At 39.2% G+C, this 25039-nt stretch carries 9 protein-coding genes (1 of these 9 only partly in view); 4 read left to right on the top strand and 5 right to left on the bottom strand.

Annotated features, from left to right (window positions below; genetic code table 11):
* Positions 1–54: 54 nt before the first annotated feature.
* Both ACQUQZ_RS05230 and ACQUQZ_RS05225 read right to left on the bottom strand, forming a co-directional pair.
* Positions 55–678, bottom strand: a complete 624-nt coding sequence (locus tag ACQUQZ_RS05230) for a response regulator (RefSeq protein WP_435353713.1) — start codon at positions 676–678, stop codon at positions 55–57.
* A 9-nt stretch (positions 679–687) separates the two neighbouring features.
* Positions 688–2538 carry a sensor histidine kinase gene (locus ACQUQZ_RS05225; protein WP_435353711.1) on the bottom strand — a complete coding sequence of 617 codons (1851 nt, stop codon included), beginning with the start codon at positions 2536–2538 and terminating at the stop codon, positions 688–690.
* Positions 2539–2903: 365 nt separating this feature from the next.
* Between ACQUQZ_RS05225 and ACQUQZ_RS05220 the strand changes: the two genes are divergently transcribed.
* The 4 genes from ACQUQZ_RS05220 (at position 2904) to ACQUQZ_RS05205 (ending at position 8180) form a co-directional block, all read left to right on the top strand.
* Positions 2904–3245 carry a LytR/AlgR family response regulator transcription factor gene (locus ACQUQZ_RS05220; RefSeq protein WP_435353710.1) on the top strand — a complete coding sequence of 114 codons (342 nt, stop codon included), beginning with the start codon at positions 2904–2906 and terminating at the stop codon, positions 3243–3245.
* A 200-nt stretch (positions 3246–3445) separates the two neighbouring features.
* Positions 3446–5254 carry a WD40/YVTN/BNR-like repeat-containing protein gene (locus tag ACQUQZ_RS05215; RefSeq protein ID WP_435353708.1) on the top strand — a complete coding sequence of 603 codons (1809 nt, stop codon included), beginning with the start codon at positions 3446–3448 and terminating at the stop codon, positions 5252–5254.
* Positions 5255–5275: 21 nt separating this feature from the next.
* Positions 5276–7309 carry a tail fiber domain-containing protein gene (locus ACQUQZ_RS05210; protein ID WP_435353707.1) on the top strand — a complete coding sequence of 678 codons (2034 nt, stop codon included), beginning with the start codon at positions 5276–5278 and terminating at the stop codon, positions 7307–7309.
* A 454-nt stretch (positions 7310–7763) separates the two neighbouring features.
* A complete protein-coding gene (locus ACQUQZ_RS05205) occupies positions 7764–8180 on the top strand; it encodes a hypothetical protein (RefSeq protein ID WP_435353706.1) in 417 nt (138 codons plus the stop codon).
* A gap of 44 nt (positions 8181–8224) precedes the next feature.
* Here ACQUQZ_RS05205 and ACQUQZ_RS05200 read toward each other — a convergent pair whose 3' ends face one another.
* From ACQUQZ_RS05200 to ACQUQZ_RS05190, 3 genes are all read right to left on the bottom strand, one after another.
* Positions 8225–8713, bottom strand: a complete 489-nt coding sequence (locus ACQUQZ_RS05200) for a biopolymer transporter ExbD (protein WP_435353705.1) — start codon at positions 8711–8713, stop codon at positions 8225–8227.
* 327 nt (positions 8714–9040) lie between these two features.
* Positions 9041–11596, bottom strand: coding sequence for an OmpA family protein (locus ACQUQZ_RS05195; RefSeq protein WP_435353704.1), 2556 nt, complete (start codon positions 11594–11596; stop codon positions 9041–9043).
* 290 nt (positions 11597–11886) lie between these two features.
* Positions 11887–25039, bottom strand: the final stretch of a protein-coding gene (locus tag ACQUQZ_RS05190; protein ID WP_435353703.1) for a gliding motility-associated C-terminal domain-containing protein. It continues 34907 nt past the right edge of the window; the window shows 13153 of its 48060 coding nt (coding positions 34908–48060); the start codon falls outside the window, past its right edge — the gene reads right to left on this strand; its stop codon occupies positions 11887–11889.

The following is a 25039-nucleotide window of genomic DNA, read 5'->3' as shown; positions in this document are numbered from 1 at the left end:
CTTTCGAGATATGCCATTTTTATGATTGTTTTTGTAGCTCTAATATACAGTATGCTATGATAAACTATTTTTATCAACAAATTCGACTAATTCAAAAACGCTATTTATTCCTAACTTATAATAAATGTTTTTTCGATGGGTCTTAACTGTTTCGACACTAACTGATAATTTTTGAGCAATACCTTGTGAATTTAGCCCTTTGCAAATAAGATTAATGACATCTAACTCTCGTGGAGAGATAGCAAATTGTTTAACAAAATTATCTTTTTGATGCAAATTAATGGTTAATGCTTCAAGTTTTGGGTCATAATAGGTTTTATTGATCAACACTGCATTGAGACATTCGACAAGCTCTTCTTTTGTCGAATGTTTTAGCATATATCCGTGAACTTCTAAAAGTCTGGCTTTTTCAATAAATCTCATTTCACTATACATTGTTAAAAAAACGATTTTTATATTACCGAAACTTCGCTTTATCTCTTCTGCAATTTTAAAGCCGTTCTTATTAGGCAGATTAATATCTAATAAAATTGCATCGGGCACAAAACGGTGTAAAACTTCGATCACGTTTCCTCCATCTATTACTTGAGCAACAATATCATAGTCAGTTGATAATAAATATTTTATACCATCATTCACAAGTAAGTGGTCATCGGCTATAATAATTTTTGGTTTCATTCAGTTAATTTAATGAGTCGAATAATACACATCAAAAGTTATCAATGTACCATTCTCATTAGTGTCAATAATTAGTTTAGATTTCAGGAAATCAATACGTGCTTGAATATTTAGCAAGCCAATTCCTAAATTATTTTTATGTGTGTCGATACCAATGCCATTATCTTCTATCGAAATATGCAAATAATCATCATAATATAGTATCTGCATTGTAGCTTTTGTTGCTACAGAATGTTTAATAATATTGTTTAATAATTCTGCAATTATTCGATAAGTATGTAATTCTTCTTCTTTATTTAATCGTTTTTCTTTTCCAAATGTTATAAAGTCAAATTCTATATTCGACGCAACTTGAAGGTAATTTATATTTTGTTGAACGGCCTTTATCAATCCATTATTTACAAGGTTTATTGGTAGAAGGTTTTTTGAAACATTCCTTAAATCAATAATCGCACGGTCGATTAATGGGAGTAACTGTTTTTCATTCGGTTTGGAGATTGCCATATTTCTAATGGCAGTAAGTGTTCCACCTAAATCATCATGTAAGTCTTTTGCGAGCCTTTCACGCTCCATTTCCTGTGCTTTTATTTCTACATTCAATAAATTTTCTTTCTGTTGAAACACCACAAGATTTAAGTTGTTTTTTTCTACTTCAATCAATCTGAATCGGTAAATAATTGCGATTGATAATGTAAAAAGTTCAAATATATGTGAACTGTAGAAGATCGCATTTATATTGGCTCCTAATAGCCCTGAAGTCCCAAGTGGGTCAAGAAAAAAGCCAACTAAGAAAATAGGGAAATAACTTAATGTAAAAAGATAGACTGGACTAAATTTATTTTGAAATGCTTTGAATATAAAATACCAGATATATAATAGCATTAAAGGGTTTATGATAAATACAGACACCGCAGCTACTTTTACCGAACTAAAATTAAATAACCATAAAAGAGAAATTGATACAATATAGTAAATGTAAAAGCTCTTTTTTAATAGATTAAGATATCTGATATATATGGGTTTGACAAACTGTGAAACATTTAGAAATTCTTCAGAAAAATGAACATAACCCACCAGCATTAAAAAGTAACTAAGAGCAAGTCCGCTCCAATTATTCTTAAAAAAAGTTTCTGAATCTGATACATATACTATGAAATTATTGACACAAACATAGAATATCACCAAACCTAAAAGATACAAAAAGTAAAAAAAGTAAATACGTTGACGATACAAAACAACAAAAATCAATGTAAAGACCACGATAAAAAATAATGTTCCTAAATATATCTTTTCAAAGAGTGTCGCCCAGAATTGTTGCGTAGGATAATATGATTTAGCAATAAACTTGAGAGGTAATTTCAATTTATTGAGCGAAATTCGATTATCTATTTGGAAATATAACTTATAACTTGTTTTTGCTTTTAATACTAATGGCAATTCATTTATTAATTTGTTACCTAAGATTTTTATATGAGGGTCAAGAATAAATTTTGAGAAGGTATTTATAGGCTTTCCGTTTTCAAACATTACAAAATTGAAATGATCAATGCGTGGTTCATCCACAAGCATTATAACCTCAATATCTTCGTTATCAATATTTTGTACTTCTATCTTAATACAATAAAAACTATTGTCTCGCTTGGTTTTGAAATTATGCAAAAAAGTTAGCGTATTGGTGTTTGCATCTTTAACAAGTTCAGCAAAAGTTAGTCGTTTTTCAGACCTTACATATTGATTCTCTCCTGATAAATACAGGTACTTAAAGTTTCTGTCAAATTGTACTTTTTTAACATTTCCACCGAAAACAAAATAAGGATATGTAAACAAAAATATGACAAAAATCTGTGTGAGTTTATTCAAAATAGTAGTTTAAGTTGATGATTAACAATATTTGATGAAGGCTTATTTTAATACCCAAAAGTTAAACAGACAAATAACTATATCTACATTTAATTTAATGATTAATACACTAAATATTAATAATCATTAACTTTCAAAAGTAGTAATTAAAATATCATATTATAATATTTTTTAACCATTTTTATTATTCGGTACTTCTAAGGTTTTTATTCACAAAATTGAGAAAAACAGTCATAAATCTTCAAAATTCTAATCGAAGTAACACAAAAATCCCTCTAACGTGGTATTGTTTTGCAATAATCTTTACCTGTACATTTGTATCGAAACAAAGTACAATCTTTTGCTGTTCAAAATAGTATTTTTCAATGAAAACGGATTCAACAAAATCGAACTCTGAATCGAATTATATTTCGATTGGGGGAAGAAAAACAGTATCACCCAAGCAAGTTTTAATGCTTGTTGCTGATATTAACTATACTACCATTCACCTCTTCAATGGCGAACAATTCATTATCGCAACTACCCTAAAAAGAGTCCAAAAAAGCCTCAACTCTCACGGAAACTTTATTCGAACCAACAAGAAATTTGTCGTTAACTGGGATTATGTACTTAGTCATTGTGCTAAACAATTAACACTTCATAATAACCAGATAATTCCCTTTTCACGAAGACAGGGAAAACAAGTTATGGAAAAAATGGCTAAATAATCTCACAATAAGGGCAAATTCTGAATTTTAAGATCAATGAGAAATTTCTCCTTTTCTTTTTTTCTATGTTTTTGTTGACGGTCAAGTTAGTCAATCGGGTAACAATTTATTTATAAATAGTAGCTCGTGCAATGGAAGTTTAATGCCTGTCAATAGGCATATTTTTACACTTATTTTTTAAAATTTAAATTATTAATATGATGAATAAGATAATTATTAACACTAACGAAAAAGCTTTTTGGGAAACATGGTGCTTATTAATTTGTAGCTTTTTTTTAGCAGATGCCAATGCTCAGCAGTTAGGTGCAGATTTTAGTATCTCAAATTTCCCTGAAAATGCTACAAGTGTGACACTAAACAAGGGTACATCCTACACTTTAAATAACCTTTCCACTAATTTATGTGAAATTACTAATTATACTTGGACAATAACACCATATAGAGGTGGCTCAACTACAGGTTATACAATTAGTAGTAATACTGCTATTAATCCTACTATATCATTCTCGGTATCTGGTATTTATACTGTGAAATTAGATGTCCTAACTTACCCCAATTCGCCTGCATATATTTGTGGAAATGCATCAGCAACGACAATAAAGACAGCATTTATTAACATTTTATCAACCCCCAATGCTAATGCTTGCACCGAGACATCTATTCCAATTATCTCAGGTTCGGGTTTTACTTGTTCTATGCTTACAGCATCAGCAAACGGAGCAACTGGTTTTCAGTGGTATAAAGATTTTAACGCTATTTTGGGTGCTACAAGTGCTACTTATACCCCCACTGATGCAGCAACCTATCAGGTAGCAACCACTTTGGAAGAAGGTTATTGGATGCCTACATTGGCATCTCCATCTAATCAACAACTTATTGATCTTTTTTTCATTAACTCAACCACAGGCTGGGTACTTGGAAGTGATGGACAAATCTTCAAAACAACTTTGGGGGGTGATAATTGGACGCAACAAACAAGCGGAATCACAACAACTTTGAATTCCATTTATTTTACCAACCCCAATAATGGTGTAGCTGTGGGAGCCAATGGTGTAATCGTACGCACCATGAATGGTGGAACAACTTGGCAAACCGTATCAAGTGGTGTAAGTAACAATTTGACGGATGTCTTCTTTTTGAATGCAGCTACTGGTTGGGCAGTTGGTAGCCAATACTTAGTATTGAAAACAATTGATGGTGGAGCTACATGGAATACAGTAAGTATTGATAATGGAGCATCAACAAATGACACCTATACTGATGTTCAATTTACTGATATTAATACAGGTTATTTAACGGGCAGTAGCTCTGCTAATAATACGAGTTTTGTACGTAAAAGCGTTGATGGTGGTATAAATTGGACAACTTCTACTTCTACCAGTGCGGGAGTATATAGAAAACTTTCCTTTATAGATAACAATACTGGCTGGACTGGTGGACGGAATGCAAATCCAAGCGTTACACTTCCTGATGTTTCAAAAACTGTCAATGGAGGTACAAACTGGCTTTCATATTCGGCTATTCAGACTACGGCTTATGCCAATCGGGGCATTACATCTTTACAATTTATTGATAACAATCGGGGTTGGATGTTATCCTCAAATATTATCGGTTCAGATATTATTACGACCAAAAACGGAGGTAACACATTCTTTAAAGGGTCAACATATTTTACTCAGCCAACCCAATACATTGGCATTAGAATTTTTATGCTTCCTGGTGGTAGCAGTGGCTGGATAATCGGGCGAGATTACGGCAGTAACAATAATATTTTAAGGTATAGCAACACCATTTGTACCTCAAATGCAGTTGCAGTAAGCGGTTCGAATCTGACTTTATCGGGCAATGCCACTACCTCTACCCAACGAGCAGGTACTATTATATCTACGCAACGTGTGGCGGCAGGTGCTACAAGTATATATTCGGCTACCCAAAGCGTGACGCTTTCACCCACATTTCAAGCAAATAATGGCAGTGTTTTCTCTGCTAAAATTGAAGGTTGCAATTAAACTTTATCAAAAAACTAACTCATGAAAAAAATCCTAATCTCAATATTCTCAAGCATCACCTTACTGGGTCATGCACAAATCAATACCCAAGAAGCCACCGATGGCTCGGTTATTATCAGTCCACGAGGGATTCAAGGCAAAACCAGCGGCAATGGTTCTATTACAAATGTGGGTTTGGGTACAAATACACTTAGATCAACTACCACAGGACATAGTAATGTGGCTGTTGGAAGAAACAGCCTTTACTCAAATACTATTGGATATAGCAATATTGGCATTGGAGATTCAACATTATTTTTTAACAATAGTGGAGAACTTAACATTGGCATTGGAACAAACGCTTTACGTTCAAATATAAGTGGGTTTCAGAATGTTGCAATTGGAGGATATACACTTTCCCAAAATACAACTGGAAGAACTAATGTAGCTGTTGGAATGTGGTCATTACTACAAAATACAACAGGATTTTCAAATAGTGCAGTTGGTAATAGAGCTTTATCTTCAAATACCACTGGCAATTATAATACTTCTATGGGGAGTTCTTCTTTAGCAGTAAACAATGTTGGTAATGAGAATACGGCGATTGGATTTTTTACACTTGGCACAAATTCAACGGGCAACAATAATACAGCAGTCGGAAGTCGGGCACTTAATTCTAATACCACTGCCAGTGAGAATACTGCTGTCGGAGAATCATCGCTGTATTCTAACACAACTGGCACACAAAATGTTGCCCTTGGCACACACACTTTATATAATAACACGACTGGTAGCTGGAATACCGCTAGTGGTTTTCTTTCATTAGAAAAAAATACAACGGGAAATTATAATACCGCTTATGGCTATTATACGCTTAGTAATAATACAACAGGCGGTGCGAATACTGCTTTAGGCCCTGATGCACTTTATAGCAACACTACTGGTAGTTATAATACTGCTACAGGATTCTTTGCTCTCCATCAAAATAAAACAGCAGGTAGTAATACCGCTACTGGTTTTGCGGCTTTATTCAGTAACACAATTGGTGAAGAAAACACCGCTATGGGAACGGATGCTTTAAAAGCCAATAAAACTGGCTCTCGAAATACTGCCGTTGGACAATCGACACTATTTAGTAATATAGATGGAGATTATAATACTGCTATAGGGACAGGTGCACTTTATAACAATACAACTGCTTATGATAATACGGCTATCGGAGAAGCATCGCTTTTTTCTAATATGACTGGTATTAATAATGTAGCGATTGGCTCCACTACTATGTTTAAAAATACTACTGGTAATGCTAATACAGCTAGCGGATTCAAGGCTCTTTTCTATAACACAACTGGTGGCTACAATACTGCAAATGGGCATCTTTCTCTTTTTGCAAATTCAACAGGTTCTCAAAATAGTGCTACTGGTATATTAACTCTTAAAAACAATACAACTGGTACAAACAATGCTGCTCTTGGAAGTTTTTCCCTTGAAAACAATACAACTGGCTATGGTAATACTGGCGTTGGGTTAAATTCACTAAATAGTAATACTACTGGAGGAAATAATACAGGTGTTGGTAATGGTGCAGATGTAAGCCTACCAAACCTATCAAATGCCACAGCCATAGGCTTTGATGCTAAAGTAAATGCCAGCAATAAAGTGCGTATTGGTAACACTTCCGTGACGGTCATAGAAGGGCAAGTTGCATGGAGCAATCCTTCAGATAGACGCCTCAAAGAAAACATCATTTATACGCCTAAACTCGGTCTTGATTTTATCAATCGTCTTCAAACTGCTTCTTATAACTACATTGATGATAAAAATAAAATCCGTTACGATGGATTTATTGCTCAAGATATTGAACAAATATTGAAAGATTTAAATCTACCATTTAGTGGTTTGAAAAAATCGGCTGATGGATATTATTCATTGGCATATTCTGACTTCGTGATGCCTCTCGTCAATGCAGTAAAAGAACAACAATCTCAGATTAATACTTTGAAGAAAATGCTGGAAGGTTTTGAACAAAAACTCACAGCACTCGAAAGTATAAAAACTCAACAAATAACCAGATAATATACTGATAATCAAATAATTAGATAAAAAATATCATAAAAAACGCATTGCTATTCATATTATTATCAATATCATACTTTGCTCAGGGAAGTGCTGGCAGCCGAATAACTGGATTGGATATACTGGGTGCAATTACTATTAGTGATGCTAATTGTATCGTTGAACGTAATCTTATAAATTCGCTTTCATTAGGATTTGAAACCTTTGAAGGTGTAACAACCATTGCAAATAATACCATTATACGCAATAATAGAATTACTCATAGTCTTATTGGATTAGGAAATGAGTCTTATGCAAATAACTCAGACGGTAGAAGAACATCAAACTGTACTATAACTAATAAAATATTTCATTTCCATTTGGCCGATTTTCTGAAGGTTTAGCGAGTTTTGTTTCAGCAAACATCACAAGAAATACATTTTATATTAGCGAAAAAGTATTTGCTTTTAGAGATGTGGATGCAAATACCATCACAGCCAATATTTTTGATACACGTGATACAGAGTCCTTTTTTGCTATAGAAGTGACAACTTGTCAAGGAACAACAGTATCAAATAACCTATGCACCAGACATGCAGGCTTACCAGTTAATAATGGAAATGTAAACTCAGTTAGCTCAAGTACCGTTTTTAAAGTAACAAACCCTTGGGCAGAAAATCCTTTTCTTGAAAGCAATTTAGAACTTTCTGTAAACTCACCTGCACTTATAGTTGGACCAAGTAGCACACCTATTGGGGCATTTTCGGGTACAACACCTTTTGTTCCATCGGGTTTAACAAATATTCCTTATATCACTGATTTTTCAATCAAAGGTATTGGTAACGTTAATAGTCCTTTACAAATCAATGTGAAAGCGAGAAGCAATAATTAAGCGTATTTTGAGCCGCTTGAGGGTTTTCAAGCGGCTCAATTATTTCATAACTTCACCTTATTCTGATACACTTCTACTTCTTTCGGTGAAATATCAGTTAGCACATAAATTGGCTGATTAGTTATTTTCATTTCATCCAGCACATCCACAGTATTTCTATAATTTGATTCATCGGATGGCTTGATTATTACCGTAAAATTTTCCTTTTCAATAGCACTATTCCGTTTTTCAATAATTAATTTACTTAAAGTTGTTCCATAAGAAGTCTCATTTAAAACTTCTGAACTAAGGTCTGTACGCCCTTTTTGATGCCAAAAAATTCGATTATCTTTTCCTAATATAAAAGTCAAAGTATTTCTATACTTTATAAATGGAACCTCCTTGTCTGACTTATCAGGCATCATTAGTTTCATCATATTTGGCGATGAAAATGTAGTGGTAAAAACAAAGAAGGTGATAAGTAAAAATCCCAAATCTACCATTGGGGTCATATCCACCCTTGATTGACGAGTATTATTTGTGAATTCTGCCATGATTTTAGATGCTTAATAATCAATAATTAATTATTTATATAAATATCTAAATAATTAATTTGATTTCAAAATAAATCATTTAAAATTTTGGATAAATTAGTTTAAAACAAAACAACATATCTTTTCGAGATATGTTGTCATAATTCCTACTCAAAAACTTGGTTTTCATGTCGATTTAACACCAAAAAATACAGTTTATAGAATTATATACAATTACAATTAAGTATTATTTATATTTGTACACTATTGAAAAATAGTTTTCATGGCTATACAGTATAGGATGAATAAATATATTCATCCTATCTTTTTTTTTAAATATGAATAGGATTATTTCCGTTCAATTGAAAGAATTTTAAATTCAGTTCTGCGATTGCGTTGATGCTCTGCTTCAGTACACTGCACACCATCTCCACATCCGTTAACAGGCTCTGACTCTCCTTTTCCAACACCTCGCATTCTTCCACGGGCAATTCCTTTTTGTACCATAAAATCTACAACCTCATTGGCTCTGAGTTGAGAAAGATATAAGTTATCTTGAGCATTGCCACGTGTATCAGTATGCGAGCGAATTTCGATAATCATGTTCGGATTTTTCCGCATGGTATTTACCAATTTTTCAAGTTCACGGGCAGCATCTTTCCTGATTTTTGCACTTTCGGAGTCGTAGTAAATATTGTCTAATTGTACCACATCTCCCACCTTATACAACTTTGTATCAAATAATGAACCGATATTTACTGGTGCAGTCTTTTTACGGAAAATATTAATAATACTACGTTTTTCTTCAACTTTTGCCACTAATTCTGAAGATTTTCCAAATCCCTCCTTCACCGACTCCAAAATATAATCACAATTTAACTCACGCTTAAACTCATAAGAACCATCGGCTCCTGTGGTCATTTCTTGAATACTTCCATTACATTGATTGATAAACTTTATCAATACTCCCGCAATTGGCGTACTATCTTTACCTGCCGTCACAACTCCTCTAAAAATTGTAGAAATACTATTACCATTTCTACGAGCTACCAAAATCTCATTAGCAGTAAGATTAGGTGTTTCAACCTTACTTTTTTTGTTTTTTTCTACAATCAACACTTCTTTTTTTAGGTATATATCTAATTTTGAAGATTCATAATCAGAAGCGTCTTTGTTTGAAAAATTCACAGTTATTGGTTGATAACCATTTTGTTTTACATAGAAATTAAAGTCATTATCTGCTTCTAAACATAGTTTTATTGTACCTAAAGTATTGGTGATCGCACTTTCACGTAAGGCTGGCTCTCCTTTAACTTCATACTCAAACCTAATTCTATCGAAAGGCTTTTTGGTTTCATTATCAAAGATATTTACGACTAATTCACGGCAGCCATAAAGTGTACCAAGACGAGTAAATTTATAAATATCGTCATCGTTTCCGCCACGTTTTCGGTTACTACTCAAAAAACCTGTACGACGCTCGCTATCTGTAATAATTCCGAAATCATCTTTACTTGAATTAAGCGGAGCACCTAAGTTGCGTATTTTCCCACTTGGCATGGCCGTAGCTGTATTCATTGGAATGAAAAACATATCTAAATCACCCAAGCCTGGATGACCATCGGACGAAAAATAGAGGTTGCCACGCTCATCAATGAATGGAAACATTTCATTACCACGAGTATTCACTGTTCCGCCTAAATTTTGAGGTTTTGTCCAATCTCCATTGTTATATCGAGTCATCCAAATATCGGTTCCACCATATCCTCCTGGCATGTCAGACACAAAATACATGATTTTATCATCAATGGTCAGGGTTGGATGTCCGCACGAATAATCATTGCTATTAAAAGGAATTTCTTTGATTTTTCGCCACTCTTTGTCTTCATATTCGGCAGTATAAAGTTTTAATCGAGTAATCGCTGCATTTTTCTTTTGTCCAAAAATACCTCCTCCCCCACTTTGGCTATTCCTTGTGAAAACAATTTTCATTCCATCATGAAAAAAAGCACAAGGGCCTTCATGGTATTTTGAATTAAGTGATTTGCTAAATTTCTCGGTAGGAATCGAAGGTGTTTCTTCATAATCCAAATCTTTACTACCAGTGATATAGTCACTTCCTTTACGACCAACGGTTTTTGTATCATTGGCAGTAGGTGGAGTATAATAATCACTCCCCAGCCTTTTGGATGGTTGAGGTGTTTTTGGAGAAGCTGTTTGAGAACTCGAACCAGTAGCAGATGCACCTGTTTCCGTACCAAGAGCTTTGAGGTCTTCGAGATAAAATAGGTCAAGAAATGAAGAAGCATCCCAATTAAAAACTCTCTTAATACTTGCGTTGGCACTTCTTCCTGAAACAAAAACTAAGCCTTTTTTATAATAAACAGGGCTAAAATCGGCACTACTTGAATTGATTCCAACATATTCTATCTTATAGCTTCCTGAATTTCGCTCTAAAGCTTCACGGTTGCTATTCAATTTAACAAATTCAACTCCTCGTTTATCTTGTTCTTGTAATTCATTAAATTTTTGCCAATATAAATTGGCTTCTGAGAATTTACCATTACTTGTAAGCACTTGGGCAAATGTGCGATATGCTTTAATATCGTCTCCTTTTAAGATAGGATTTCCACTTAAAACATCATAAAATACTCTTTCAGCATTCTGATAATCTTTTACTTGTTTATAACTTAAAGCAAGATTGATTTTAGCTTTTATGATCTCATCATCTGTCAAACTCTTCGGTTTTTTCAAAGCAGTTTCATACAACTCTATGGCTTTTGCATATGCCAAGGCTCCATATTGTGCATCTGCTTTTTGAAGCAATTTGGAGTTATTTTGGGCAAATAAGGCAAAAGTAGCAGTTGTGAGGTAGATAAATATGATTAACCTCTTTAATAACATTTTCTAAAAATAGTTGCTTCTTGAATGAATAACGAACAGTTTACAAAAATCATGCCTGTAACAATGTTAATACTTTCGAAAAAAAAGTGATATTCTAAGGTCAATAATTGGCAATTCATAATCACATCAAACATAGGGCCTATGAGCGTTGTATTTTCTACCAGTATTAATCAATTCTACTCAATTTTAGCTCAAAAATTACACTTTTAATTAATAAAAAAATGCCCCCTTTCATCACGTTTTTGTTCGTTTTGAAAAGGTGGCATTTAGTGGGTTACTTAAGATTTATCCTATCTTGCAATGGTGATGTAGCTTACTTTATGAACTCTTTGTCCATCAAGTTCGTAATCAATTGCATAATAATACGTTCCATCAGGAACACCCTCTGTTCCGAACCTGATACCTTGATTAGATGTACCATCCCAACCTTTGGTTGCCAAGACATTATCTTTGTCTCTATAGACCACGTGTCCCCAACGGTTATAAATATCAGCACTTATCAATTTTGCTGTATTTGGAATTGTTATCTTAAAGAAGTCATTATTACCATCACCATTTGGTGAGAATGCTTCTGGAATAATAACAATACCTGATACTAATGGTAATCTTAGCAAGGTTGGCGATGATTCATTTACTTTAATTTCAATACCTGTATTTGAGATGTCAGATACGATATTTCCATTACCAATTGCTTTCGCATAAGCATAGTTTGCAAATGGTCCAGTGTGTCCATTATGGAACACTTTAACGGTATAGTAGATTGAATCTAACTGACTTACATTCAACTTGCTGGTCGAGTCTGCAATCAAGAGATTTACGTCTTCTTTACCATTGAAGTTTGGATTTAACTTCAACGTACTGTTTTTGCCTGCTGTTGGTTTACCTACCAATTGGTAAGTCACACTATCAGCAAATACTTTGCTTAGACTATCAGCTACTTGTACATTCGTCAATTTCGAGTTACCAACATTTTTAACAAGTGCTAAATAAGTTACATTATAAGATTTATCATCAACCTTCACCGAATCAGCAATTGATAATGCAATACCAATCGCAGGTTTAGTCGGTACATTGTCGATTTTGATATCAATCTTAGTTGCCTCTTGGTTATTAGTTGGGTCACCATCATCATCAGGGTCAGCATTTACACCGCTGGTTGAAATATCATTTTTATTACCATCAAAAGTAACTTCAGCACTATTAAAGAAGTTTGTGATAGTTGCATTTTTCAAATCAACTTTAACCGTAAATCTAATTGCTAATTTTTGACCTTTCTTAATGCTACTTGCTGAATCAATTAGCATGTTTGTATTTAAGCCACGACCTGTGTATTTTGGATTGACTACTAAACCAGCATCTGCTACTAATTTAATTGTATCATTCAAAATCTTAGCTCCATTACCAAATGCACGGTCAAGGTCATCTTTCACTTGAAGTTTATTCACATCTTCACCGCCCAAGTTGGTTACATAAATAACAAACGGCACATTGTAGATCATATCACTTACCAAGACCGCTGGGTCACATACTTTACTGATACCAATGAGTTTACCATTGATTGGGTCGTTGATTATAAACTCGCTTGAATTGTTTGATAAAACATTATCTGTTTCATTAATTTTGAACAATTCGGCTTTATTTACAATTTTACCAGCAGCCGTTACTTTAGTCGTATAAGTAAATGTTGTACTATCACCTTTTTTCAAAGTATCAATTTTAATAGATACGATTCCATTGGCATACTTCGCATTGCTACTTACACTTTCGAAAGTTAAACCGCTTGGTAAGATGTCTCTTACTTCAATACCCGATGCTTTCACTTCTCCTTTATTTTTCACAACAACTTTATAAGTTGCTATTTCATTAACTGGAATATTTTTGGCAGAAGCTACTTTTCTTACCTCAATATCAACAACTGGAGGGCTTGGTGGTGTAACGCCACCTGGACAAACTGTAATTACCACTCTCACGGCAACTGCATCGGAATAACATCCAACATTGCTACGTTCAAAGACATAGTATGTTGCCTCTCCAACTGCTCCTGGATTTGTAACGATTGGTGAGCTTGGTGAGCTTGAGGTATGGAATTCAAACTGACCTCCATTGGTGGAAGGATCTCCTAAAATGGCTGTATTAAGGTCTGCAGTATTGAAAGGGCAGATATTCTTAACTTCCGCTATTACTTTTGGAGCAACTACCGTCTTACCAACTGTTATTTCAATCTCGTTTGATTTTTCGCTTTCACACTTACCACCATTTGATTTACAAATTGCAGAATAAGTTGATTTCTCAGTTTTTGGCGAAACAGTTAAGACAGCACCCGTTTGACCCGTTGACCAAACTACCGTTCCTGTACAACCTGATGCTGTTAAAGTTGAACTTCCGCCTAAACAGATGACACTATTTTTACAAGTCACAAATGGTTTGTTAGGTGTTCCAACAGCAATATTCAAATGTTCAGTAATTGGGCTTTCACAATCTCCAACTTTACATTTTGCTGTGTAAGTAGATGAACCGTCTGGTGTAACAATAATTGACTCACCTGTTTGGCCAGTTGACCAAATCACCACTCCTTCACAACCATAAGCTTTAATCGTTACTGATTCTCCTTTACAAACTAAATCTGTGCTACATGCAAGTGTCGGTGTTGCGACTGTACCTACCTTTATTTGTATTGTATTTGATAATGGACTTGTGCAATTATCTGAAACTTTACAAGTTGCCGAATAAATTGTCGTCGCGGTTGGTTTCACTATTACCGAAGTACCAGTCTGACCTGTTGACCAAACTATTGTACCAGTGGCACAACCAGTTGCTGTCAAAGTAACATTTTGTGGTTTACAGATAGTTGTTACAGATGCTGTTATTGCTGGCGTTGGTGCATTACATGTTCCACAATCTGCTTTCGTTTTGATGTTTAGTGGTGCTGCTGCAATACTTATTCCACAAGTGTTTTGGCAAGTTGCAGTATAAGTACCAGCAGTCGTTACTTTCAAAGTACTTCCTGTTGCTCCTGTACTCCATGTCACTGTTCCACTACATCCTGTTGCTGTCAAAGTTGCTGATTCCGTTGCACAAATTTCTGGTTTATCGGTAGTCAAATTAGGTGCTGAAGGATTTCCTCCAGAAGTAATTGTTATTGCAACTGATGCTGGACTTGTTCCACAGGCATTTTTACAAACTGCTGTATATGTCCCTGCTGTTGTGACTGTCAATGAACTTCCTGTTGCTCCAGTACTCCAAGTAATTGTACCTGCACAACTTGATGAAGTCAAAATCGCAGTTTCTGTTCCACAGAGGCTTGTCCTATTTGCTGTTACAGTTGGAGAATTAGGTAAACCACCATTCGTTATAATTATAGCATTTGAGTTTCCACTTACTCCACAACTATTTGTACAAGTTGCTGTGTAAGTTCCCGCACCTACTTGAATACTTGAACTTGTAGCTCCTGTACTCCAAGTAATTATACCTGTACAACCAGTTGAACTTAGAGTTGCTTTTTCTGTTTCACAAACATTTGTTTTGTTTGATGAAATAACTGGTGCAGAAGGTGTATTTCCACGTTTGATAACTACGCCTTGGCTTGGCTCACTTTCACTACAAATGGTTTTACAAGTGGCAGTATATGTTCCTGCTACACTTACACTAATACTTGTTGTCGTTGCACCAGTACTCCATGTCACTGTTCCAGCACAACCTGTCGCTGTTAATGTTGCTGTTTCTGTTCCACAAATATTTGTATTACTTGCTGTGACTGTTGGAATTGATGGTGCAGGCGTAAGAACAATCACAATTGCATTGCTTTGTCCACTTTCACCACATGCACTAATACAAGTCGCTGTATAAGTTCCTGCAGTACTTACCGTAATGCTGGTTCCTGTTGCTGCATTGCTCCATTTCACAGTATTGTTACAACCTGATGCTGTTAATGTGGCTGTTTCTGTTCCACAAAGACCAACTTTGCTTGCACTAATAATTGGTGATGCTGGTGCTGAATCTGTTTTAATCACTACTTGATTTGAAGGCACACTATCTCCACAACCAATTCCTGAACATCTCGCAGTATATGTACCTGCTATGGTTACTGTGATACTGGTTCCTGTTGCTGCATTACTCCAAGTAACTGTTCCTGCACAACCTGTTGCCGTCAATATCGCATTTTCAGTACCACAAATACTTGTTTTAGTAGTACTAATTGATGGAGGATTAGGCCCGCTTCCTGTGCTAATCACTATTGTATTTGAGTTACCACTGTCGCCACATGTACTGCTACATACTGCTGTGTAGGTCCCTGATGTACTCACAACTATACTGCTGCCTGTTACTCCATTACTCCATTTCAATGTCCCTACACATCCACTCGCACTCAAGGTCGCACTTTCTGTGCCACACAAGCTTGTCTTAGTCGTACTGATCACTGGTGCTGTTGGTAAGGTACCCACACTTATCGTTACTACATTGCTCGCCCCACTTTCGCCACAAGCATTCAAACATACCGCTGTATAAGTACCTGAGCTACTTACTGTTGTTGTATTTCCCGTGGCTCCTGTACTCCATTTAATATTGCCTGAACAGCCTGTTGCACTCAATACCGCACTCTCGCCTGGACATAAACTATTCTTGCTCGTACTGATCACTGGCGACGCTGGATTTGACCCTGTGCTAATCACTATCGCATTTGAGTTACCACTATCGCCACATGTACTGCTACATACTGCTGTGTAGGTCCCTGATGTACTCACAACTATACTGCTGCCTGTTACTCCATTACTCCATTTCAATGTCCCTACACATCCACTCGCACTCAAGGTCGCACTTTCTGTGCCACACAAGCTTGTCTTAGTCGTACTGATCACTGGTGCTGTTGGTAAGGTACCCACACTTATCGTTACTACATTGCTCGCCCCACTTTCGCCACAAGCATTCAAACATACCGCTGTATAAGTACCTGAGCTACTTACTGTTGTTGTATTTCCCGTGGCTCCTGTACTCCATTTAATATTGCCTGAACAGCCTGTTGCACTCAATACCGCACTCTCGCCTGGACATAAACTATTCTTGCTCGTACTGATCACTGGCGACGCTGGATTTGACCCTGTGCTAATCACTATCGCATTTGAGTTACCACTATCGCCACATGTACTGCTACATACTGCTGTGTAGGTCCCTGATGTACTCACAACTATACTGCTGCCTGTTACTCCATTACTCCATTTCAATGTCCCTACACATCCACTCGCACTCAAGGTCGCACTTTCTGTGCCACACAAGCTTGTCTTAGTCGTACTGATCACTGGTGCTGTTGGTAAGGTACCCACACTTATCGTTACTACATTGCTCGCCCCACTTTCGCCACAAGCATTCAAACATACCGCTGTATAAGTACCTGAGCTACTTACTGTTGTTGTATTTCCCGTGGCTCCTGTACTCCATTTGATATTGCCTGAACAGCCTGTTGCACTCAATACCGCACTCTCGCCTGGACATAAACTATTCTTGCTCGTACTGATCACTGGCGACGCTGGATTTGACCCTGTGCTAATCACTATCGCATTTGAGTTACCACTGTCGCCACATGTACTGCTACATACTGCTGTGTAGGTCCCTGATGTACTCACAACTATACTGCTGCCTGTTACTCCATTACTCCATTTCAATGTCCCTACACATCCACTCGCACTCAAGGTCGCACTTTCTGTGCCACACAAGCTTGTCTTAGTCGTACTGATCACTGGTGCTGTTGGTAAGGTACCCACACTTATCGTTACTACATTGCTCGCCCCACTTTCGCCACAAGCATTCAAACATACCGCTGTATAAGTACCTGAGCTACTTACTGTTGTTGTATTTCCCGTGGCTCCTGTACTCCATTTGATATTGCCTGAACAGCCTGTTGCACTCAAGGTCGCACTCTCGCCTGGACATAAACTATTCTTGCTCGTACTGATCACTGGCGACGCTGGATTTGACCCTGTGCTAATCACTATCGCATTTGAGTTACCACTATCGCCACATGTACTGCTACATACTGCTGTGTAGGTCCCTGATGTACTCACAACTATACTGCTGCCTGTTACTCCATTACTCCATTTCAATGTCCCTACACATCCACTCGCACTCAAGGTCGCACTTTCTGTGCCACACAAGCTTGTCTTAGTCGTACTGATCACTGGTGCTGTTGGTAAGGTCCCCACACTTATCGTTACTACATTGCTCGCCCCACTTTCGCCACAAGCATTCAAACATACCGCTGTATAAGTACCTGAGCTACTTACTGTTGTTGTATTTCCCGTGGCTCCTGTACTCCATTTGATATTGCCTGAACAGCCTGTTGCACTCAATACCGCACTCTCGCCTGGACATAAACTATTCTTGCTCGTACTGATCACTGGCGACGCTGGATTTGACCCTGTGCTAATCACTATCGCATTTGAGTTACCACTGTCGCCACATGTACTGCTACATACTGCTGTGTAGGTCCCTGATGTACTCACAACTATACTGCTGCCTGTTACTCCATTACTCCATTTCAATGTCCCTACACATCCACTCGCACTCAAGGTCGCACTTTCTGTGCCACACAAGCTTGTCTTAGTCGTACTGATCACTGGTGCTGTTGGTAAGGTACCCACACTTATCGTTACTACATTGCTCGCCCCACTTTCGCCACAAGCATTCAAACATACCGCTGTATAAGTTCCTGCGGCACTTACACTGATGCTTGCCGTCGTAGATCCCGTACTCCATTTGATATTGCCTGAACAGCCTGTTGCACTCAAGGTCGCACTCTCGCCTGGACATAAACTATTCTTGCTCGTACTAATCACTGGCGACGCTGGATTTGACCCTGTGCTAATCACTATCGCATTTGAGTTACCACTATCGCCACATGTACTGCTACATACTGCTGTGTAGGTCCCTGATGTACTCACAACTATACTGCTGCCTGTTACTCCATTACTCCATTTCAATGTCCCTACACATCCACTCGCACTCAAGGTCGCACTTTCTGTGCCACACAAGCTTGTCTTAGTCGTACTGATCACTGGTGCTGTTGGTAAGGTACCCACACTTATCGTTACTACATTGCTCGCCCCACTTTCGCCACAAGCATTCAAACATACCGCTGTATAAGTACCTGAGCTACTTACTGTTGTTGTATTTCCCGTGGCTCCTGTACTCCATTTAATATTGCCTGAACAGCCTGTTGCACTCAATACCGCACTCTCGCCTGGACATAAACTATTCTTGCTCGTACTGATCACTGGCGACGCTGGATTTGACCCTGTGCTAATCACTATCGCATTTGAGTTACCACTATCGCCACATGTACTGCTACATACTGCTGTGTAGGTCCCTGATGTACTCACAACTATACTGCTGCCTGTTACTCCATTACTCCATTTCAATGTCCCTACACATCCACTCGCACTCAAGGTCGCACTTTCTGTGCCACACAAGCTTGTCTTAGTCGTACTGATCACTGGTGCTGTTGGTAAGGTACCCACACTTATCGTTACTACATTGCTCGCCCCACTTTCGCCACAAGCATTCAAACATACCGCTGTATAAGTACCTGAGCTACTTACTGTTGTTGTATTTCCCGTGGCTCCTGTACTCCATTTAATATTGCCTGAACAGCCTGTTGCACTCAATACCGCACTCTCGCCTGGACATAAACTATTCTTGCTCGTACTGATCACTGGCGACGCTGGATTTGACCCTGTGCTAATCACTATCGCATTTGAGTTACCACTGTCGCCACATGTACTGCTACATACTGCTGTGTAGGTCCCTGATGTACTCACAACTATACTGCTGCCTGTTACTCCATTACTCCATTTCAATGTCCCTACACATCCACTCGCACTCAAGGTCGCACTTTCTGTGCCACACAAGCTTGTCTTAGTCGTACTGATCACTGGTGCTGTTGGTAAGGTCCCCACACTTATCGTTACTACATTGCTCGCCCCACTTTCGCCACAAGCATTCAAACATACCGCTGTATAAGTACCTGAGCTACTTACTGTTGTTGTATTTCCCGTGGCTCCTGTACTCCATTTGATATTACCTGAACAGCCTGTTGCACTCAAGGTCGCACTCTCGCCTGGACATAAACTATTCTTGCTCGTACTGATTACTGGTGACGCTGGACTGTTGCCAGTGTTGATAATCACTGCATTGCTCGCTCCACTTTCGCCACAAGCATTGCTACAGGTTGCGGTATAAGTTCCTGCGGCACTTACACTGATACTTGCTGTCGTAGCTCCCGTACTCCATTTGATATTGCCTGAACAGCCTGTTGCACTCAAGGTCGCACTTTCATTGTTACACAAACTATTCTTAGTCGTACTGATTACTGGCGACGCTGGACTATTGCCAGTGTTGATAATCACTGCATTGCTCGCTCCACTTTCGCCACAAGCATTGCTACAGGTTGCGGTATAAGTTCCTGCGGCACTTACACTGATGCTTGCTGTCGTAGATCCTGTACTCCATTTGATATTGCCTGAACAGCCTGTTGCACTCAAGGTCGCACTTTCATTGTTACACAAACTATTCTTAGTCGTACTGATTACTGGCGACGCTGGACTGTTGCCAGTGCTGATAATCACTGCATTGCTCGCTCCACTTTCGCCACAAGCATTGCTACAGGTTGCGGTATAAGTTCCTGCGGCACTTACACTGATGCTTGCCGTCGTAGCTCCCGTACTCCATTTGATATTGCCTGAACAGCCTGTTGCACTCAAGGTCGCACTTTCATTGTTACACAAACTATTCTTAGTCGTACTGATTACTGGTGACGCTGGACTGTTGCCAGTGTTGATAATCACTGCATTGCTCGCTCCACTTTCGCCACAAGCATTGCTACAGGTTGCGGTATAAGTTCCTGCGGCACTTACACTGATGCTTGCTGTCGTAGATCCTGTACTCCATTTGATATTGCCTGAACAGCCTGTTGCACTCAAGGTCGCACTTTCATTGTTACACAAACTATTCTTAGTCGTACTGATTACTGGCGACGCTGGACTGTTGCCAGTGCTGATAATCACTGCATTGCTCGCTCCACTTTCGCCACAAGCATTGCTACAGGTTGCGGTATAAGTTCCTGCGGCACTTACACTGATGCTTGCCGTCGTAGCTCCCGTACTCCATTTGATATTGCCTGAACAGCCTGTTGCACTCAAGGTCGCACTTTCATTGTTACACAAACTATTCTTAGTCGTACTGATTACTGGTGACGCTGGACTGTTGCCAGTGTTGATAATCACTGCATTGCTCGCTCCACTTTCGCCACAAGCATTGCTACAGGTTGCGGTATAAGTTCCTGCGGCACTTACACTGATGCTTGCTGTCGTAGCTCCCGTACTCCATTTGATATTGCCTGAACATCCCGTTGCACTCAAGGTCGCACTTTCATTGTTACACAAACTATTCTTAGTCGTACTGATTACTGGTGACGCTGGACTGTTGCCAGTGTTGATAATCACTGCATTGCTCGCTCCACTTTCGCCACAAGCATTGCTACAGGTTGCGGTATAAGTTCCTGCGGCACTTACACTGATGCTTGCTGTCGTAGCTCCCGTACTCCATTTGATATTGCCTGAACAGCCTGTTGCACTCAAGGTCGCACTTTCATTGTTACACAAACTATTCTTAGTCGTACTGATTACTGGTGACGCTGGACTATTGCCAGTGTTGATAATCACTGCATTGCTCGCTCCACTTTCGCCACAAGCATTGCTACAGGTTGCGGTATAAGTTCCTGCGGCACTTACACTGATGCTTGCTGTCGTAGATCCTGTACTCCATTTGATATTGCCTGAACATCCTGTTGCACTCAAGGTCGCACTTTCATTGTTACACAAACTATTCTTAGTCGTACTAATTACTGGTGACGCTGGACTGTTGCCAGTGTTGATAATCACTGCATTGCTCGCTCCACTTTCGCCACAAGCATTGCTACAGGTTGCGGTATAAGTTCCTGCGGCACTTACACTGATACTTGCTGTCGTAGCTCCCGTACTCCATTTGATATTGCCTGAACAGCCTGTTGCACTCAAGGTCGCACTTTCATTATTACACAAACTATTCTTAGTCGTACTGATTACTGGTGACGCTGGACTGTTGCCAGTGTTGATAATCACTGCATTGCTCGCTCCACTTTCGCCACAAGCATTGCTACAGGTTGCGGTATAAGTTCCTGCGGCACTTACACTGATGCTTGCTGTCGTAGATCCTGTACTCCATTTGATATTGCCTGAACAGCCTGTTGCACTCAAGGTCGCACTTTCATTATTACACAAACTATTCTTAGTCGTACTGATTACTGGTGACGCTGGACTGTTGCCAGTGTTGATAATCACTGCATTGCTCGCTCCACTTTCGCCACAAGCATTGCTACAGGTTGCGGTATAAGTTCCTGCGGCACTTACACTGATGCTTGCCGTCGTAGCTCCCGTACTCCATTTGATATTGCCTGAACAGCCTGTTGCACTCAAGGTCGCACTTTCATTGTTACACAAACTATTCTTAGTCGTACTAATTACTGGCGACGCTGGACTGTTGCCAGTGCTGATAATCACTGCATTGCTCGCTCCACTTTCGCCACAAGCATTGCTACAGGTTGCGGTATAAGTTCCTGCGGCACTTACACTGATGCTTGCCGTCGTAGCTCCCGTACTCCATTTGATATTGCCTGAACAGCCTGTTGCACTCAAGGTCGCACTTTCATTGTTACACAAACTATTCTTAGTCGTACTGATTACTGGTGACGCTGGACTGTTGCCAGTGTTGATAATCACTGCATTGCTCGCTCCACTTTCGCCACAAGCATTGCTACAGGTTGCGGTATAAGTTCCTGCGGCACTTACACTGATGCTTGCCGTCGTAGCTCCCGTACTCCATTTGATATTGCCTGAACAGCCTGTTGCACTCAAGGTCGCACTTTCATTGTTACACAAACTATTCTTAGTCGTACTAATTACTGGCGACGCTGGACTGTTGCCAGTGCTGATAATCACTGCATTGCTCGCTCCACTTTCGCCACAAGCATTGCTACAGGTTGCGGTATAAGTTCCTGCGGCACTTACACTGATGCTTGCCGTCGTAGCTCCCGTACTCCATTTGATATTGCCTGAACAGCCTGTTGCACTCAAGGTCGCACTTTCATTGTTACACAAACTATTCTTAGTCGTACTGATTACTGGTGACGCTGGACTGTTGCCAGTGTTGATAATCACTGCATTGCTCGCTCCACTTTCGCCACAAGCATTGCTACAGGTTGCGGTATAAGTTCCTGCGGCACTTACACTGATGCTTGCCGTCGTAGCTCCCGTACTCCATTTGATATTGCCTGAACAGCCTGTTGCACTCAAGGTCGCACTTTCATTGTTACACAAACTATTCTTAGTCGTACTAATTACTGGCGACGCTGGACTGTTGCCAGTGCTGATAATCACTGCATTGCTCGCTCCACTTTCGCCACAAGCATTGCTACAGGTTGCGGTATAAGTTCCTGCGGCACTTACACTGATGCTTGCCGTCGTAGCTCCCGTACTCCATTTGATATTGCCTGAACAGCCTGTTGCACTCAAGGTCGCACTTTCATTGTTACACAAACTATTCTTAGTCGTACTGATTACTGGTGACGCTGGACTGTTGCCAGTGTTGATAATCACTGCATTGCTCGCTCCACTTTCGCCACAAGCATTGCTACAGGTTGCGGTATAAGTTCCTGCGGCACTTACACTGATGCTTGCTGTCGTAGATCCTGTACTCCATTTGATATTGCCTGAACAGCCTGTTGCACTCAAGGTCGCACTTTCATTGTTACACAAACTATTCTTAGTCGTACTGATTACTGGCGACGCTGGACTGTTGCCAGTGCTGATAATCACTGCATTGCTCGCTCCACTTTCGCCACAAGCATTGCTACAGGTTGCGGTATAAGTTCCTGCGGCACTTACACTGATGCTTGCCGTCGTAGCTCCCGTACTCCATTTGATATTGCCTGAACAGCCTGTTGCACTCAAGGTCGCACTTTCATTGTTACACAAACTATTCTTAGTCGTACTGATTACTGGTGACGCTGGACTGTTGCCAGTGTTGATAATCACTGCATTGCTCGCTCCACTTTCGCCACAAGCATTGCTACAGGTTGCGGTATAAGTTCCTGCGGCACTTACACTGATGCTTGCTGTCGTAGCTCCCGTACTCCATTTGATATTGCCTGAACAGCCTGTTGCACTCAAGGTCGCACTTTCATTGTTACACAAACTATTCTTAGTCGTACTGATTACTGGGGCATTTGGCTTGTTTCCTGTATTGATCAATATCTCATTCGACTTAGGACTTACCCCACAAATCGTCTCACATACCACTGAATAGGTACCTGCTACAAGTACTGTAATACTGCTTGTCGTAGCTCCAGTACTCCAGTTCAAACTACCATTACAACCACTTGCTATTAACGTCGCACTCTCTCCTAAACATAGCGTCTCTTTATTCGTTACGATCGTTGGAGTTGTTGGTTTTACTCCTGTCCTGATTATTATTGGGGTCGATGATGAGCTACTGCCACAAGAATTACTACAAATTGCTGTATAGGTTCCTGCTACACTCACTTCGATGATGCTCGTCGTTGCTCCTGTACTCCATGTTAAACTTCCTACACAACCACTCGCTGTTAATTTCGCTTTCTCTCCATCACAACATATCGTCTTGTCTGAACTGATCAGTGGTGCATTTGGCTTGCTGTTTTGGTTGATTACCACTGGATTACTTGATCCACTACTACCACATACATTACTACAAATTGCCGTATATGTGCCCGCTGCACTGACGGTGATGATATTGGTCGTCGCTCCAGTACTCCATGTCAAACTTCCCACACAGCCACTCGCTGTCAATACTGCACTTTCTCCAACACAAATACCTGTCTTGTCTGCACTGATCAATGGTGCATTTGGTTTGCTGTTTTGGTTGATTACCACTGGATTACTTGATCCACTACTACCACATACATTACTACAAATTGCCGTATATGTGCCTGCTGCACTGACGGTGATGATATTGGTCGTCGCTCCAGTACTCCATGTTAAACTTCCCACACAACCACTTGCTGTCAATACTGCACTTTCTCCAACACAAATACCTGTCTTGTCTGCACTGATCAATGGTGCATTTGGCTTGCTTCCTGTATTGATCAATATCTCATTCGACTTAGGACTTACCCCACAAATCGTCTCACATACCACTGAATAGGTACCTGCTACAAGTACTGTAATACTGCTTGTCGTAGCTCCAGTACTCCAGTTCAAACTACCATTACAACCACTTGCTATTAACGTCGCACTCTCTCCTAAACATAGCGTCTCTTTATTCGTTACGATCGTTGGAGTTGTTGGTTTTACTCCTGTCCTGATTATTATTGGGGTCGAT

Origin of the sequence: Emticicia sp. SJ17W-69 (assembly GCF_051209875.1) — a bacterium.
Taxonomy (GTDB): domain Bacteria; phylum Bacteroidota; class Bacteroidia; order Cytophagales; family Spirosomataceae; genus Emticicia.
The sequence above is the reverse complement of the archived record's forward strand: the minus strand, read 5'-3'. Positions and strand labels throughout refer to the sequence as shown.

What these genes read in the sequence shown, in the direction of transcription:
- ACQUQZ_RS05230 (WP_435353713.1), bottom strand. Translation starts at nt 678, where the DNA reads ATGAAACCAAAAATTATTATAGCCGATGACCACTTACTTGTGAATGAT.
- ACQUQZ_RS05220 (WP_435353710.1), top strand. Translation starts at nt 2,904, where the DNA reads ATGAAAACGGATTCAACAAAATCGAACTCTGAATCGAATTATATTTCG.
- ACQUQZ_RS05215 (WP_435353708.1), top strand. Translation starts at nt 3,446, where the DNA reads ATGAATAAGATAATTATTAACACTAACGAAAAAGCTTTTTGGGAAACA.
- ACQUQZ_RS05210 (WP_435353707.1), top strand. Translation starts at nt 5,276, where the DNA reads ATGAAAAAAATCCTAATCTCAATATTCTCAAGCATCACCTTACTGGGT.
- ACQUQZ_RS05200 (WP_435353705.1), bottom strand. Translation starts at nt 8,713, where the DNA reads ATGGCAGAATTCACAAATAATACTCGTCAATCAAGGGTGGATATGACC.
- ACQUQZ_RS05195 (WP_435353704.1), bottom strand. Translation starts at nt 11,596, where the DNA reads ATGTTATTAAAGAGGTTAATCATATTTATCTACCTCACAACTGCTACT.